Origin of the sequence: uncultured Luteimonas sp., assembly GCF_947492465.1 — a bacterium.
In the GTDB taxonomy this organism is placed as follows: Bacteria; Pseudomonadota; Gammaproteobacteria; order Xanthomonadales; family Xanthomonadaceae; genus Luteimonas.
This window is the reverse complement of sequence record NZ_CANLNF010000001.1, coordinates 803,995-817,975: the sequence shown is the minus strand read 5'-3', so window position 1 is coordinate 817,975 and position 13,981 is coordinate 803,995. Positions and strand designations below refer to the sequence as shown.

Sequence of the window (13,981 nt, the reverse complement as noted above, 5' to 3'; positions counted from 1 at the left end):
GCAGGCTCAGCCGGAGAAGGCGATGCGGGCGATCGCATACAGCGAGGCGATGGCGCCCAGCCCGCAAAGGAAATTGTTGAGGAAGTGCGCGGTGATCTCGAGCGAACGCGTGTGCACGTAGTCCTCGATCACGATCTGCAGGCCAAGCTTGGCGTGCCAGAACATGCACACCAGGAACACCGCGAAGATGATCGTGTTCCAGGGCCGCGCGATGATGCCGCGTGCGGTTTCCAGGTCGGCGCCCACCAGGGTGACCAGGGTCCAGACGAACCAGATCGCCAGCGGCGCCAGGACGATCGCGGTCACCCGCTGCATCCAGAAGTGGTCGGTGCCCGACTTGCCGGCGCCAAGCCCGCGCGCGCGCTTGAGCGGCGTGCGGAACGGTGCTGCGCGCGAAGTTTCTCCACCACCGCTCATGCCGCACCCCGCAGGCCGAAGAACCAGATCAGTCCGGTCAGCAGCACGCCGACCACGAACACGGCGATGCCAGAGGCATACACCTTGGGAATCTCGTAGCCCCAGCCCGCGTCCCACAGCAGGTGGCGGATGCCGTTGAGCAGGTGGTAGACCAGGGCCAGGGTGAAGCCGAACAGGAACAGCATGCCCAGCGGCGAGGACCACTGGCGCGACGCGAATTCGTAGGCGTCGCCGCCGATGGCGATCGCCATCAGCCACCAGACCAGGGAGATGCCACCGAGCGCCAGCGAGATGCCGGTGATGCGGTGGAGGATCGACATGAGGGACGTGATCTGGAAACGATACGTCTGCCCCAGCATGAAGGGCGACAGGGGGCGTTTGCGGTATGCCATCGCTGGCTGGTCTCCTGGCTGGCGGCGGAACCGCGTGGCTGGATCGGGCTGGCCGATCAGGCCTCGGCCCCGCATGGAATCAGAAATCGATGCAGCGGCCGTTCTTTTCCCAGTCTCCGTACCGGGTCGGGTCGAGGCCGTCGCGGCCGTCGATTTCCGACGTCACAGGCGGCTGCGGCACGGCGGTCGAAGGCTCCTCGGCGAGCGGACGCTGCGCCGCCGGCGGATCGTCCTTGCCTGGTTCGCCTAAGATGTCGTGGCCTTTCACGAACGAAAGTTTAAGCCCGCGCCCCATGTCCGACAAGCCAACAACGTCCTCCGGCACTTTTTTCGCCATCCCAGGCTGGAGCGTGATCAGCCTGCATGGCGCGGATGCGTCTCGTTTCGCGCAGGCCCAGTTCATGGGCGACGTCGATGCGCTCCAGCCGGGGCACTGGCAGTGGAACGGCTGGCTGACGCCCAAGGGGCGCGTGATCGCGCTGTTCGCCCTGCTCCGTCACGATGCGGACAGCCTCCACCTGCTGCTGGCGGATGCCGAACCGGAGGGCTTCGTGGCGGCGCTGTCGCGCTACGTGTTCCGCAGCAAGCTGCGCATCGCGCACGAAACCGGACTGTCGGTCAGCGGCCGCTTCGGGCCAGCCGAGGTCGCGGCCGGCTCCGCGTTCGCCGGCGCGGCGTCACCGGTTGACCTGCAGCTGGATTTCGGTGGCGCCGGCGGGCCGCGCACCCTGGCCGTGACGACGGGCGCGGCGCCGGACGATCCGGGAGCCGCCGCCCGCTGGCGCGCCTGCGACCTCGCCCACGGCCTGCCGCGGCTGGATGCGGAACAGGCCGGACAGTGGACCCCGCAACAGCTTTCGCTCGACCGGCTGCGCGCCTACAGCGTCAAGAAAGGCTGCTATCCCGGCCAGGAAATCGTCGCGCGCACCCACTTCCTGGGACAGGCCAAGCGCGGCCTGGTCCGGCTGGGCGCCGAAACCGCGATCCCGACCGGGGACGTCTTCAGTCCAGAGGCGCCCGACCGCACCGCCGGCACGGTCGCCAGCGTCGCCGGCAACGAAGCGCTGGCGGTACTGCCGCTGGAGAGCGGCGATGGCCCCTGGCTCGCAGGCGGCGTCGCCTGCCGGCGCCTGCAGCTGCTGGACGGACTGGCGCGCTGAGGCCGCGACGACGATCCGGTGCCGGCCCGCGGGACGGCACCACCCCGCGCGGTGGCTAGCCGGCCAGCGCGTCCGCAGCCGCCACGATTTCCTCGTCGGAAGGAATCACCAGGAAGGCCGCACCCGCCAGCGGGGTGAAGGTGTCGGCACCGACCACGCGTCGCAGCGGCTTGTCGCCGAAACCCGCTTCGGCGATCGCGGTGATGATGCCCTCGCCCACGCCGGCACTGCGGCGGCCCTCGTCGACCACGAGGATGCGGCTGCATTCACCTGCGTGGCGCGCGATCGCCGCATCGTTGAGCGGCGCCAGCCAGCGCAGGTCGACCACGCGCACCTTCCATCCATGCGCGGCTTCGATCGCGCGCGCGGCGCGCAGGCTCATCGGCACGCCATTGCCGAAGGTGAAGATCACCAGGTCGCGGGCATCGGCGTCGTAAACGCGCTCCTCGCCCAGCACCATCGCCTGGCCGGGTGCGGGATACGTCGTCAGCCAGTCGCCGTCGCCGGGTTCGTACAGGTCCTTGGTCATGTACAGCGCGATCGGCTCGAGGAAGGCGCACACGCGGCCGTCCACTTTCGCCAGCGCCACCAGCGTGCGCAGCATGGTGGCCGCATCGTCGCCGCGGCTGGGGCAGCCGACCACCAGGCCGGGAATGTCGCGTAGCGCGGTGATCGAGTTGTCGTTGTGGAAGTGACCACCGAAGCCGCGCTGGTAGCCCAGCGAGGCGATGCGCATCACCATCGGGTTGCGGTACTGGCCGTTGCTGAAGAACTGCAGGCTCGCCGCCTCGCCGCGGATCTGGTCGCCGGCGTTGTGGAAGTAGGCCAGGTACTGGATTTCGGGCAGCGGCAGCAGGCCCATGTTGGCGTAGCCCTGGGCGAGCCCGAGAATGATGGTCTCGTCGAGCAGCGTGTTGAAGACGCGGCGCGCACTGAAGGCCTTCTGCAGGCCCTTGGTGACGGTGTACACGCCGCCCTTCTGCGCCACGTCCTCGCCGAACAGCAACGCCTCGGGATACTTGGCGAACAGGTCGTGCAGCGCGGCGTTGATCTGCGGCGCCAGGTGCCTGGGCGGCAGGTTCTCGGGCAGCTTCGCCTCGCCGCCGAAGGCCTGCAGCCGGCGTTCGGCGTGGTCGGCGCGCGCGGCCTCGGCCTGCACCGCATCGGGGGTGTACGGCGCCAGCGGTGCCATCACGTCTTCCAGCGTGGACAGGCGCGGGCGACGGTCCGCGTCTTCGGCCGCGGCGAAACACCTGCGCCGCGTGTCCTCGTACAGCGCCAGCACCTCGTCTTTCGACATCAGGCCCGATTCGAGCGCGATCGCGGCCGAACGCAGCAGCGGATCGGTCGCTTCCACCGCGCACAGTTCCTCGAGGCTGCGCCACTCGATCTCGAAGTCGGTGCCGGCGTGGCCCATGATCCGGGTGGTGCGCAGGTGCAGGAAGGTCGGGCGCCGCGTGCGCCGGCAGTGATCCACCGCGCGCTGCACGTCGGCGTAGCCGCCGGCCAGGTCGAGGCCGTCGGCGGCGAAGTAGTCCAGGTCCGGGCGACGCGAGAAGTTGCGCGCGATCCAGCCGTCCGGCGTCTTGACCGAGATGCCGATGCCGTTGTCCTCGCACACGAACAGGACCGGCGCCGGCAGCTTCTGGTAGGCGGTCCAGGCCGCCGCGTTGAACGCGGTCTGCGCGGTGGCGTGGTTGCTGGAGGCATCGCCGAAGGAGCAGATCGCGATGCTGTCGCCGGGGATCGGCAGCGCATGGCCGATGCGGCGCGCCTGTTCGATCGCCACCGCGGTGCCGAAGGCCTTGGGCAGGTGCGAGGCGATGGTCGAGGTCTGCGGCAGCACCCACAGCGGCTTGCTGCCCCAGACCTTGTGGCGGCCGCCGCTGGCCGGGTCGTCCTTCGAGGCCGCGAACGACAGCGCCGAATCCATCACCGGATCCATGCCGGGCAGCTTGCGGAAGCGTTCGGCCATGAAGCCGCCGCTGCGGTAGTGCAGGAAGGCCGGATCGGTATGCCGCGTCAGGCGCGCGACCATCGCATTGCCTTCGTGGCCGCTGGAACCGATGGTGTAGAAGACCTTGTTCTGCACCCGCAGCACCCGCGCCATCAGGTCGAGGTGGCGGCTGACCAACTGCGATTCGAACAGCTCGCGGAAGCCGCGCGCATCCAGCGCGCTGCCGTCGAGGACGGTCTCGTCGTCGGCGGGCTTCGCATCGGCGCGGCCGTTCCAGCCGCGCACGAACTCCTGGAAGTTCGCGTCACAGATCTCCGCGCGGTTGAGGCCCTTCATGCGGGCCGGGATGGGGGTGGGAACGGTCGTGAACATGCAGTGTCTTCGCAGGGCGGGACCGGCTGGACCCGCGGGACGGTCGGGGAAAGGCGGATTCAGTGCGACGCCGCAATCAGCGCGGCATGCTCCGGCGCAGGCGGCGGCATCGGCACGAAGCCGGGGGTGGCGCACACGCGTGCCAGCCAGTCGCGCAATGCCGGGTAAGGGGCCAGGTCGAAGCCGCCGTCGCCGGCGACACCGGTGTAGGCGAACAGCGCGATGTCGGCGACGCCGTAGTCCTGCCCGGTGAACCAGGGCTGCCTGGCCAGGTGCCGCTCCATCACCACCAACGCACGGTGGCCACGCTCGCGCAGTCCGGGCAGCTCCGCCCGGCGCGACGAATCGATCGGCGTCCAGCCGCAGATGAAGCGTGCCACCGCGATGTACGGCTCATGGCTGTACTGCTCGAAGAACATCCACGACAAAGCCTGCGCGCGCGTCCAGCGATCCTGCGGCAGCAGCGGGCTGCCCTCGGCGAGGTAGTGCAGGATCGCGTTGGACTCGACCAGCACGCCGCCGTCGGCGCGGACCAGCATCGGCACCTTGCCGTTCGGATTCAGCGCCAGGTATTCGGGCGTGCGCGTCTGGCCGCGGCTGCTGTCGGTTTCGATCCACCGGTGCGGCAACTGCAGCTGTTCAAGGAGCAGGCGCAGCTTGTGGCAGTTGCCCGAAGGCGAATACCCATGGATCGTGATCATGCCAGGCGTCTCCGGTGCTCGCGCCACTGCGGGCGCGACTGGCCCCAGAGTTCGACATCGACTTCGTCGGACGGCGGCGGCAGCAGCCGCCCCTCGCGCAGCAGCGTCGACCCCAGCCGCTGCGCCACCTTCTTCGAAGCCAGGTTGGCCGGCGAGATGCAGTGGATGATGTCGTCCCAGCCCAGCGTGTCGAAGGCCCAGTCGATGGCCGCGACCGCGGACTCCAGCGCATAGCCCCGGCCCCAGGCCTGCGGGTGGAAGGCGTAGCCGATCTCGTTGCCCGGCCAGCCCTCGGGCCGCCAGGGCCCCATCTGCCCCAGCCACTGCCCGCTCGCCTTCTCGACGACCGAAAACATGGCGAAGCCCTGCAGCGCCCAGGCGCCGGGCATCTGCAGGAAACGCCGCCATGCGGCGCCGCGCGGCAGCTGGCCGCCGATATGGCGGCTCGCCTCCTCGTCGGCGAACAGTTCGGCGTAGCGCTCGAAATCCCCAAGCTGCGGCGGACGCAGCACGAGACGCGCGGTTTCAATCACTGGACCGGGATCGGCCACGGCACGACACCCCCACCCTGCAAGTCCGCTCCCGCCGGTGCGGACGCGGCGATCGATGATCAGAACGCGTTGATGCCGGTCAGTTCGCGGCCGACCACCAGCTGGTGCACCGTCTCGGTGCCCTCGTAGGTGATCACCGATTCCAGGTTGAGCGCATGCCGGATCGGGCTGTGCTCGGTGGTGATGCCAGCGCCACCGAGCAGGTCGCGTGCCTCGCGCGCGATGTCGATGGCCATGCGGCAGTTGTTCCACTTGGCCAGCGAGACCTGGGTGGGCTGCATCTTCCCGGCGTCCTTGAGGCGGCCGAGCTGCAGGCTCAGCAGCTGCGCGCTGGTGATGCGGCGCGCCCAGTCGGCCATCTTGATCTGCGCGCTCTGGGTCGCCGCCAACGGGCGGTTGAACAGGATGCGTTCCTTGGAGTACCCGAGCGCCTCGTCAAGGCAGGCGATGGCCGCACCGATCGGTCCCCAGGTGATGCCGTAGCGCGCCTGCGTGAGGCAACCGAGCGGACCCTTGAGCCCCTTGATGTTGGGCAGCCGGTTGGCCTCCGGCACGCGCACGTTGTCGAGGAACAGCGCGCTGGTCACCGACGCGCGCAGGCTCATCTTGTGCTTGACCAGCTGCGCCTTGAAGCCGGCGAAGTCCTTCTCGACCACGAAACCCTGGATGCCGTCCTCGGTCTGCGCCCAGACGATGGCGATGTCGGCCAGGTTGCCGTTGGTGATCCACATCTTGGAGCCGTTGAGCACCCAGTCGTCGCCGTCGCGCTTCGCGTGGGTCTTCATGTTCGCCGGGTCGGAGCCGCCGTGCGGCTCGGTCAGGCCGAAGCAGCCGATGACCTTGCCCGCCGCCATGTCCGGAAGCCAGCGCTGCTTCTGCTCTTCGGTGCCGTAGGCGAAGATCGGGTACATGCACAGCGAGGACTGCACGCTGGCGAAGCTGCGCAGGCCCGAGTCGCCACGCTCGAGCTCCTGGCAGATCAGGCCGTAGCTGACGTAGTTGAGCTCCGCGCCGCCGTACTGGGCCGGCAGCGTCGCGCCGAGCAGGCCGAGGCCCGCGATCTCCGGGATCAGCTCGGTCGGGAAGCGGCCCTCGTCGAAGCACTCGCCGATGATCGGCAGCACGCGCTCGTCGGTGAACCGGGCAACGCTGTCCTGGACCGCGCGCTCCTCGTCGCTGAGCAGGGAACGGACGTCGTAGAGGTCGTAGGGATGCAGGGCCATGGCGGGCTCGGGCGGGAAAGTTTCATATTGTACGGTCCGCCCCGCCCCCGGCCACAACGAAAACGGGCCGGCAAAGGTGCCGGCCCGTCGGGGTCGCGATGCGAGTGGAGGCGACTACTGCAGGCTCTGGCCCGCCAGCGCGCGGTCCGGGCCGCCCGCTGTGGCAACCCGGGCCATGACCTCGCCATCGATCACCGGCAGGCGATCGCCCGGATCCTCCTGCAGGCGGATGGTCTCGCTGCGGCCGTCGTACCGATAGGTCACGTCGTAGGCGACGGTCCGGTCCTCGGTCCCCAGCGAGATGCGGTCGCCGGGCTCCTCGCCGGTGCGCATCGTGCCGGTGGTGCCGTCGGGATTGCGATAGGTGACGTTCCAGGCCACCACGCGCGAGGACTGGGAGGTGTCGTTGACCGTGCGGCACTGGCGATCGACCCGCTCCACGACCCGGCCGCCGACATGGTTGCGGTCGACGCGGTTGCCGATCATGCCGCCCGCGGTCGCGCCCGCGGCCGTGGCCAGCTTGCGCCCGTTGCCGCCGCCGACCTGGTTGCCGACCAGGCCACCGATCACCGCGCCGGCCACCGTGCCGCCGACATTGCCGTCGCGCTCGGGCAGCCGTTCCTGCACCACCACGTCCTCGCAGACCTGGCGCGGCGAGGACGACGTGGTCGTCTCGCGCACCGGTTCCGACCCGATCACGGTGGCGAACAGCTCGGCCTTCTCGGTCACCGGGGCCACGCCGATGACGTCGGCATAGTCGAGCGCGCCCGCCGCGGCTTCGGCGCCGGCGGCCGGTTCCGCATCCTGGCTGTTGTGGTAGGCGCCGATGGCGACGCCGCCCACCAGCAGGGCGGCCAGGGCGATGGCGAGGGTATTGCTCTTCATGACGATCTCCTTCGGGTCCACGCCCGCTGCATGTGCGGGGTGATTGCAGCACCATCAAGCTGAACGCCGCCCGGAAAAGTTCCGTAAAGACTGACGAGGCGATGAATTCCGCTGCGTGCGCGGCGTGATAGCGTGATCCCGTCGCCACTTCACCGGACGCCACCGCCATGGCCAACCCCCTGCTGCTGCCGCTGCTCAACTGGGCGCGCGGACTGCGCTATCCCACGCTGTTCAAGATGACCGCCGCGGCGTTCGCGATCAGCGTGCTCTGGCCCTTCGATCCCATCCCCTTCATCGACGAGATCGTGCTGGGACTGGGCACCCTGCTGCTGGCGAACTGGAAGCACCGCAAGGCACCGCGCGAGCAGCCCATCGAAGGCGACGCGCGCCGACGCTGACCGACGGGACGGACGGGCGACCCCATGCTGCTGGTCGACAGCCACTGCCATCTGGACGCCGGGGAGTTCGACGCCGACCGCGATGCGGTGGTGCGGCGCGCGCGGGCGGCCGGCGTGCGACTGCAGGTGGTACCGGCCACCCATGCCGACGCCTGGCCCGGCCTGCGCGAGGCATGCGGCGCTGCACCCGGGCTGTACCCGGCCTACGGCATGCACCCGGTGTTCCTCGACCGGCACCGCCCCGGCGACCTGGAGCGCCTGCGCGACTGGCTGGAACGCGAACACCCGGTCGCGGTGGGCGAATGCGGCCTGGACCATTTCCTGGAGGGCCTGGACCGCGACCAGCAGCAACACTGGTTCGAGGGCCAGCTGCGCCTGGCCGGGGAGTTCGACCTGCCGGTGATCGTGCATGCGCGGCGCGCGGTCGATGCGGTGATCGCGGCGGTGCGGCGGATCGGCGGCGCCGGATCCGGGCAGGCCAATACGCTGCGCGGCGTGGTGCACAGCTTCTCCGGCAGCGAGGAGCAGGCGCGGCAGCTGTGGAAACTCGGATTCCTGGTGGGTCTGGGCGGACCGGTGACCTACGATCGCGCCCGGCGCCTGCGCCGGCTGGCCGCGTCCATGCCGCTGGAGTACCTGCTGCTCGAGACCGATGCGCCCGACCAGCCCGATTCGGACAACCGCGGCGGCCGCAACGAACCGGCCCGGCTGGTCACGGTACTGGACACGATCGCGCGCCTGCGCGAGGCCGATCCGGCCGAGATCGCCGCGGCCACCACGGCCAACGCCCGACGACTGTTCGCCCTGCCCGCGCCGTGACCGGCGTGCGCGGTTGGATCGCCCGGCTCAGCCCTTCGCCGGCTTGAGCAGGATCTCCAGCGCCTTGCCCGCCGCGGCGAACGCGAACGCGCCGGTGATATGGGTCGCCGCGCCCAGGCCCACGCCGCAGTCGAGCTTGAGCGCGGCGTCGGGGCCGGCGGCCGGACGCAACCCGCAGACGGTGCCGTCGGGCTGCGGGTACTTCACGTTCTCCAGCGAATAGATCGCGGGCACGCCGAAGTAGCGATCGCGGTTCTTGGGGAAGTTGAATTCGGCGCGCAGCTTCTTTCGGATCAGCGCGAGCATCGCGTCATGCTCGGTGCGGGAGAGGTCGCGCACCCGCACCTGGGTGGGGTCGGTGCGCCCGCCGGCCGCGCCCACCGCGATCACCGGCAACTTGCGGCGGCGGCACCAGGCGATCAGTTCGACCTTGCTGCGAAAACTGTCGCAGGCGTCCACGACCAGGTCGAAGCGCTGGTCGAGCAGTTCGCCGACGTTGCCCGGCGTGACGAACATCGGCACCACGTCGAGCGAGATCGCCGGGCTGATCGCCCGGCAGCGCTCGGCCATGGCCTCGGCCTTGTTGCGTCCATAGCCGCCGGCGAGCGCCGGCAGCTGGCGGTTGGTGTTGGACAGGCACAGGTCGTCGGCGTCGATCAGCGCGAGATGGCCGACCGCGCTGCGCGCCAGCGCCTCGGCCACCCACGAGCCGACGCCACCCAGGCCGACCACCGCCACGCGCCTGCCGCGCAGGCGACCGACCGCGCCGCGGCCGTACAGCCGGTCGATGCCGGCAAAACGTTCGTTCCAGACCGTGTCATCCATGGGTGGCAAGTCTAACGGGCGCGCCGCGTGCTATCGTCGCCGGCCACGCCAAGCCACGCCACCGCCATGTCCGCAACGCCGCCGGGAACCCGATCGGAACGCAAGCCGCCCTCCGCCGCTTCGCGCTATCTCTTCGTTTTCCTGCTGGGACTGGTCATCGGCATCGTGGCGCTGGTGATGCTGCTGCGCACGCTGGAGTCGCGCAAGACCTGGCGCGACCACTATCCGGGCGCACTGATGCACGTGGTCGCAGCGCAGACCGCGCAGCTGCGCGACAACGCCAGCGCCAACCGCTGCAGCCCGACCGACACCCTGCCCCACCTGCAGTCCCTCCGCAGCCTCGGCAACGACTTCGAACGCGCCTTCCCGGAGCTGCGCGACGACCAGCGCTTCGTGCAGCACGCGGCGCAGTTCCGCGGCACCCTCGATGCGGCCCTGGCCGCGCCGGCCGTCGGCTGCGAAGGCGTGCAGCAGGCGGCAGCCAAGATCGGCGAGGCCTGCAAGGCCTGCCACCAGGACTTCCGCTGATCGCGCAACCCGCGCGGGACTGAACCGCAACTGCACCGGCTGGCGCGCGAGCGCGTCGGTACGCAGGCATTGCCGCGGTGTTCACCGCGTCGCTTCCAGTATCCGGACCGTGCCGCGCAACGCGTGGCCGCTCGTCCCCAGAGCTGAGGAGCTTTCCATGAACATCCGCATGCGCATGACCTGTGTCGCCACCATCGCGACGCTCGCACTGGCCGGCTGCGCCAGTACCTCGCCCGGCTACGGCTCCGGCTACGGATCGACTTCGCCCGCGCCGCCGTCCGGCCGCTGCTACGACTGCGGCACGGTGGTCTCGATCCAGACCGCCGCCCGCGACAGCGGCACCAACATCGCCGGCCCGGTCCTGGGCGGCATCGTGGGCGCCGTCGCCGCCAAGGAGCTGGCGCGCAGGAATACCGACAGCGAAGGCCGCCGCAACGTCGCCGTAGCGGCCGGCGCGGCTGGTGGCGCGGTTGCCGGCAACGCCATCCAGAACCGGGTCGAAGGCAACCGCAGCGGCTATACCGTGCATGTGCGCATGGATGACGGCCGCACCACGTCGGTCCACCAGGCCGAACTGGACGGGATCCGCGAGGGTTCCTACGTGCGCGTGCAGAACGGCCGCGCCTGGCTGTATTGAGGTCGCGTTACTGATGTAGGAGGCTGCAGCACCCGAGGTGCCGCAGCCGTGCGGGAACGACGCGAATGAGATGCGGGGCGCGGCCATTGCGGCAGCGCCCCGCTTTTTTGCCAGAATGCCCGGGCGGCGCCTGCCGCCGACCCCGGAGCATGCATGGACACCCAATCGATCTATTACGCCCTAGCGCTGCTGCTGGTGCTGGTCGGCGTTGCCGGCACGGTGCTGCCGGCCATCCCCGGGCTGCCGCTGGTCTTCGCCGGGATGCTGCTGGCGGCCTGGGCCGGCGACTTCCAGCAGATCGGCGGATGGACCCTGCTGGTGCTGGCCATCCTCACCCTGGTCTCGATCGGCGTGGACTTCCTGGCCTCGGCCGCGGGCGCAAGGCGCGTCGGCGCCAGCCGGCTGGCGGTGATCGGCGCACTGGCGGGAACGCTGGTGGGACTGTTCTTCGGGCTGGTGGGCGTATTCGCGGGTCCGTTCGTGGGCGCGGTAATGGGCGAACTGGTCGACCGCCGGGGCATCGCCCACCAGGATCTCGGACGCGCCACCAAGGTCGGGGTCGGCACCTGGTTCGGGATCTTCGTCGGCATCGTGCTCAAGCTCACCCTGGCCTTCGCGATGATCGGCATCTTCGCGCTGGCCTGGTGGACCGATTGACGCGGTCTTGCAGGCGCGCGGCTAGACTGCCGCTTTTCCGACATCCCGCCCGCATGCCCGCATTGCCGTCGCGCACCTTGCGCAGGTTCGCCTTCCTGTTGCTGTCCCTGCTGCTGCTCGCCGGACTGTCCGCGGCCGCGCCCGCCATCGCGATGCAGGCTGGGCAGTCGCCGGCTCCCACGGCGGAGCCGGCGCCCGCGCCAGCGGCGGCGGAGGATCGGTCCGGAGCGGAGGCGCAGGTGCCCGCCCCGCCGGAAACCGACCTGCGCGGGCGTTTCCAATTCGCGTTCGACAAGCTGTCGCTAGGCCTGACCGAGTTCATCGCCTGGCTGCCGCTGCTGGCGGTGGCGATCCTGATCATCGTGTTCTCGGCCTGGCTCGCCGGCTTCGTCTCGCGGCGCCTGCACCTGCTGCGGCTGCGCACCGGCAACCCCTACATGAACGGGCTGATCCGCAACGTGGTGCGGACCGTGATCATCCTGTTCGGCGTGGTGGTGGCGCTCAACCTGCTCAATGCCACCGCGCTGGTCACCGCAGTGCTCGGATCGGCGGGCGTGGTCGGCCTGGTGCTCGGCTTCGCCTTCAAGGACATCGCGGAGAACTATGTCGCGGGCATCCTGCTCAGCCTGCGCCAGCCGTTCGCACCCGGCGACCACGTGGTGGTCGACGGCAACGAGGGCAAGGTGGTGGCGCTGCACTCGCGCACCACCGTGCTGATGACGCTCGACGGCAACGAACTGCGCCTGCCCAACGCCCTGGTGTTCAAGGCGATCATCCTCAACTACACGCGCAATCCCAATCGCCGCTTCGACTTCACCATCCCGATCGACGTGGGCCAGTCGATCCGCGCCGCGCAGTCGCTGGCGCTGGAACAGATCTGCCGGGTCGAGGGCCTGCTGCAGGATCCGGGACCGTCGTGGACCGTGCACGAGTACGGCGCGGCCGGGATCGTGCTGCGGTTCTTCGGCTGGGTCGACCAGCGCCAGAGCGACCTGGGCAAGGTGCGCAGCGAGTCGATCCGCCTGGTCAAGGCCGCGTTCGCGCGGGAAGGCATCGAGCCGCCGCGCACCACCTACCACATCCTCACCGCACGCCAGTCCGCGGACGAACCTTCCGCGGCCCGTCCCGAGCCGGTCCACGGCACCGACGCCGACACCTCGGTCAACCGCGACATCGATCGCCAGCTGGCGGACGCGCAACAAGCGGCCGCGGCCGACACCAACCTCCTCGAACCTCCCGCGGCCCAGCCATGACCCGATCCCTCGTCCCCGCCACCCTCGCCGCGCTGGCGTTCACCGCCACGCCCTGCCTGGCGCAGACCCCGACCACCCTGGAAGGCTGCGCCGCACTGCTGGTCGATGCCGCCCGGCTGGCCTGCTACGACGGACTCGCCGGCCGCCGCGCCACCGGCCCGGAAGAAGCCGACATCGCCGCTGCCCGCGCCCGCGAGGCGCTCGACGCCGCGCCGGCGACCACCGCCGTGGACGAGGGCCGGCTGTTCCGTCACGACGATCCGCTCGACGAGGCGCTGGGCAACGCCGGGCGCGGATCGCTGCTCGACAGCCGCTGGGAACTGGCGCGCGACTCCAAGCTGGGGATCTTCAACTTCCGCGTCTACAAACCGGTCTACCTGATGCCGGTGTTCTGGACCTCCGACGTCAACGACATGCCGCGGTCGGCGAATCCCGACAACACCGTGACCTCGCCGATGGGCCTGGATTCGCTGGAGACCAAGTTCCAGCTCAGCTTCAAGACCAAGGCCGTGGAGAACCTGTTCGGCGACAACGGCGATATCTGGATGGGCTATACCCAGAGTTCGCGCTGGCAGGTCTACAACGGCGACCAGTCGCGTCCCTTCCGCGAGACCAACTACGAGCCCGAAGTGCTGCTGGTGTTCCGCAACGGCTACAGCATCGGCGGCTGGAACGGGCGGATGGCGGCGGTCGGCATCAACCACCAGTCCAACGGCCGCGGCGATCCGATGTCGCGCAGCTGGAACCGGATCATGTTCAACATCGGCCTGGACCGGGACAACTGGGCGCTGATGCTGCGACCCTGGATCCGGGTGAGCGACGGCAGCGACGACGACAACCCGGGGATGGAGGACTACATCGGCCGCGGCGACGCGACCCTGACCTACCTGCGCGGGCGCAACGAGTTCTCCCTGATGGCGCGCCATTCGCTGCGCGGCGGCGACCGGTCGCGCGGCGCGCTGCAGTTCGACTGGGGCTTCCCTATCCACGAGTCGTTGCCGATGCGCGGCCGCCTGCAGGTCTTCCACGGCTACGGCGAGAGCCTGATCGACTACAACCACAAGGCGACGTACGTCGGGCTGGGAGTGTCGCTGCAGGAATGGTTCGCACCGCGCCCGGACTGAACCCGACCGCGCCCCCGCCGGCGTCGCGCAGGCAGGCCGCGACGCCCCCCAACCCGATCCACGCCACCCGGGAACACCGCCC

The 13,981-nt window shown here is 69.9% G+C and carries 17 protein-coding genes; 8 read left to right on the top strand and 9 right to left on the bottom strand.

The annotated features are described in order from the left end of the window. Positions 1-6: 6 nt before the first annotated feature. The 3 genes from sdhD to Q0863_RS03690 form a co-directional block, all read right to left on the bottom strand. Positions 7-417 carry a succinate dehydrogenase, hydrophobic membrane anchor protein gene (gene sdhD / locus Q0863_RS03700; protein WP_298575149.1) on the bottom strand — a complete coding sequence of 137 codons (411 nt, stop codon included), beginning with the start codon at positions 415-417 and terminating at the stop codon, positions 7-9. Beyond that, positions 414-809: a succinate dehydrogenase, cytochrome b556 subunit gene (gene sdhC / locus Q0863_RS03695; protein ID WP_298575147.1), complete on the bottom strand. Its 396-nt coding sequence runs from the start codon at positions 807-809 to the stop codon at positions 414-416. Before sdhC ends, sdhD begins: the two co-directional genes overlap by 4 nt. A 79-nt stretch (positions 810-888) precedes the next feature. Beyond that, a complete protein-coding gene (locus Q0863_RS03690) occupies positions 889-1,146 on the bottom strand; it encodes a DUF1674 domain-containing protein (RefSeq protein WP_298575145.1) in 258 nt (85 codons plus the stop codon). A gap of 13 nt (positions 1,147-1,159) precedes the next feature. On the opposite strand from Q0863_RS03690, the gene Q0863_RS03685 reads away from it, so the two are divergent. Continuing rightward, complete coding sequence (locus Q0863_RS03685) at positions 1,160-1,969, top strand: folate-binding protein (RefSeq protein ID WP_298575144.1); 810 nt, start codon at positions 1,160-1,162, stop codon at positions 1,967-1,969. A gap of 55 nt (positions 1,970-2,024) precedes the next feature. Here Q0863_RS03685 and Q0863_RS03680 read toward each other — a convergent pair whose 3' ends face one another. The 5 genes from Q0863_RS03680 to Q0863_RS03660 form a co-directional block, all read right to left on the bottom strand. Then, complete coding sequence (locus Q0863_RS03680) at positions 2,025-4,298, bottom strand: thiamine pyrophosphate-dependent enzyme (protein WP_298575142.1); 2,274 nt, start codon at positions 4,296-4,298, stop codon at positions 2,025-2,027. Between the two features lie 59 nt (positions 4,299-4,357). Continuing rightward, on the bottom strand, positions 4,358-4,999 hold the full coding sequence (locus Q0863_RS03675) for a glutathione S-transferase family protein (RefSeq protein ID WP_298575140.1): 642 nt from the start codon (positions 4,997-4,999) through the stop codon (positions 4,358-4,360). Further along, entirely contained in the window at positions 4,996-5,532 is a 537-nt protein-coding gene (locus tag Q0863_RS03670) for a GNAT family N-acetyltransferase (RefSeq protein WP_298575138.1), read from the bottom strand. Before Q0863_RS03670 ends, Q0863_RS03675 begins: the two co-directional genes overlap by 4 nt. Positions 5,533-5,609: 77 nt before the next feature. Beyond that, positions 5,610-6,773, bottom strand: coding sequence for an acyl-CoA dehydrogenase family protein (locus Q0863_RS03665; RefSeq protein ID WP_298575136.1), 1,164 nt, complete (start codon positions 6,771-6,773; stop codon positions 5,610-5,612). A 114-nt stretch (positions 6,774-6,887) separates the two neighbouring features. Continuing rightward, positions 6,888-7,658: a glycine zipper 2TM domain-containing protein gene (locus tag Q0863_RS03660; protein WP_298575135.1), complete on the bottom strand. Its 771-nt coding sequence runs from the start codon at positions 7,656-7,658 to the stop codon at positions 6,888-6,890. Between the two features lie 167 nt (positions 7,659-7,825). Here Q0863_RS03660 and Q0863_RS03655 point away from each other — a divergent pair, with 167 nt between their 5' ends. Together Q0863_RS03655 and Q0863_RS03650 are read left to right on the top strand one after the other, a co-directional pair. After that, positions 7,826-8,056, top strand: a complete 231-nt coding sequence (locus Q0863_RS03655; protein ID WP_298575133.1) for a DUF6116 family protein — start codon at positions 7,826-7,828, stop codon at positions 8,054-8,056. Positions 8,057-8,080: 24 nt separating this feature from the next. Next, a complete protein-coding gene (locus tag Q0863_RS03650; protein WP_298575131.1) occupies positions 8,081-8,875 on the top strand; it encodes a TatD family hydrolase in 795 nt (264 codons plus the stop codon). Between the two features lie 27 nt (positions 8,876-8,902). On the opposite strand, the gene Q0863_RS03645 is transcribed toward Q0863_RS03650, so the two are convergent. Further along, the gene (locus Q0863_RS03645; RefSeq protein WP_298575129.1) at positions 8,903-9,700 is read right to left on the bottom strand and encodes a tRNA threonylcarbamoyladenosine dehydratase; all 798 of its coding nucleotides are present in this window, start codon (positions 9,698-9,700) and stop codon (positions 8,903-8,905) included. Positions 9,701-9,766: 66 nt separating this feature from the next. On the opposite strand from Q0863_RS03645, the gene Q0863_RS03640 reads away from it, so the two are divergent. The 5 genes from Q0863_RS03640 to Q0863_RS03620 all read left to right on the top strand — a co-directional run bounded on the left by Q0863_RS03640 (position 9,767) and on the right by Q0863_RS03620 (position 13,899). Beyond that, positions 9,767-10,228, top strand: coding sequence for a hypothetical protein (locus Q0863_RS03640; RefSeq protein ID WP_298575127.1), 462 nt, complete (start codon positions 9,767-9,769; stop codon positions 10,226-10,228). A 157-nt stretch (positions 10,229-10,385) separates the two neighbouring features. After that, positions 10,386-10,865, top strand: coding sequence for a peptidoglycan-associated outer membrane lipoprotein precursor (locus tag Q0863_RS03635; protein ID WP_298575124.1), 480 nt, complete (start codon positions 10,386-10,388; stop codon positions 10,863-10,865). A 153-nt stretch (positions 10,866-11,018) separates the two neighbouring features. Beyond that, positions 11,019-11,522 (top strand): DUF456 domain-containing protein, encoded by a 504-nt coding sequence (locus Q0863_RS03630; protein ID WP_298575122.1) that lies wholly within the window; start codon positions 11,019-11,021, stop codon positions 11,520-11,522. A 53-nt stretch (positions 11,523-11,575) separates the two neighbouring features. Beyond that, positions 11,576-12,775 carry a mechanosensitive ion channel family protein gene (locus tag Q0863_RS03625; protein WP_298575119.1) on the top strand — a complete coding sequence of 400 codons (1,200 nt, stop codon included), beginning with the start codon at positions 11,576-11,578 and terminating at the stop codon, positions 12,773-12,775. Then, the gene (locus Q0863_RS03620) at positions 12,772-13,899 is read left to right on the top strand and encodes a phospholipase A (RefSeq protein WP_298575117.1); all 1,128 of its coding nucleotides are present in this window, start codon (positions 12,772-12,774) and stop codon (positions 13,897-13,899) included. Before Q0863_RS03625 ends, Q0863_RS03620 begins: the two co-directional genes overlap by 4 nt. The last annotated feature ends 82 nt before the right edge of the window (positions 13,900-13,981 follow it).

Coding starts and splice junctions, on each gene's coding strand:
- sdhD (WP_298575149.1), bottom strand. CDS start 417: ATGAGCGGTGGTGGAGAAACTTCGCGCGCAGCACCGTTCCGCACGCCG.
- sdhC (WP_298575147.1), bottom strand. CDS start 809: ATGGCATACCGCAAACGCCCCCTGTCGCCCTTCATGCTGGGGCAGACG.
- Q0863_RS03690 (WP_298575145.1), bottom strand. CDS start 1,146: ATGGCGAAAAAAGTGCCGGAGGACGTTGTTGGCTTGTCGGACATGGGG.
- Q0863_RS03680 (WP_298575142.1), bottom strand. CDS start 4,298: ATGTTCACGACCGTTCCCACCCCCATCCCGGCCCGCATGAAGGGCCTC.
- Q0863_RS03675 (WP_298575140.1), bottom strand. CDS start 4,999: ATGATCACGATCCATGGGTATTCGCCTTCGGGCAACTGCCACAAGCTG.
- Q0863_RS03665 (WP_298575136.1), bottom strand. CDS start 6,773: ATGGCCCTGCATCCCTACGACCTCTACGACGTCCGTTCCCTGCTCAGC.
- Q0863_RS03660 (WP_298575135.1), bottom strand. CDS start 7,658: ATGAAGAGCAATACCCTCGCCATCGCCCTGGCCGCCCTGCTGGTGGGC.
- Q0863_RS03655 (WP_298575133.1), top strand. CDS start 7,826: ATGGCCAACCCCCTGCTGCTGCCGCTGCTCAACTGGGCGCGCGGACTG.
- Q0863_RS03650 (WP_298575131.1), top strand. CDS start 8,081: ATGCTGCTGGTCGACAGCCACTGCCATCTGGACGCCGGGGAGTTCGAC.
- Q0863_RS03645 (WP_298575129.1), bottom strand. CDS start 9,700: ATGGATGACACGGTCTGGAACGAACGTTTTGCCGGCATCGACCGGCTG.
- Q0863_RS03640 (WP_298575127.1), top strand. CDS start 9,767: ATGTCCGCAACGCCGCCGGGAACCCGATCGGAACGCAAGCCGCCCTCC.
- Q0863_RS03635 (WP_298575124.1), top strand. CDS start 10,386: ATGAACATCCGCATGCGCATGACCTGTGTCGCCACCATCGCGACGCTC.
- Q0863_RS03630 (WP_298575122.1), top strand. CDS start 11,019: ATGGACACCCAATCGATCTATTACGCCCTAGCGCTGCTGCTGGTGCTG.
- Q0863_RS03625 (WP_298575119.1), top strand. CDS start 11,576: ATGCCCGCATTGCCGTCGCGCACCTTGCGCAGGTTCGCCTTCCTGTTG.
- Q0863_RS03620 (WP_298575117.1), top strand. CDS start 12,772: ATGACCCGATCCCTCGTCCCCGCCACCCTCGCCGCGCTGGCGTTCACC.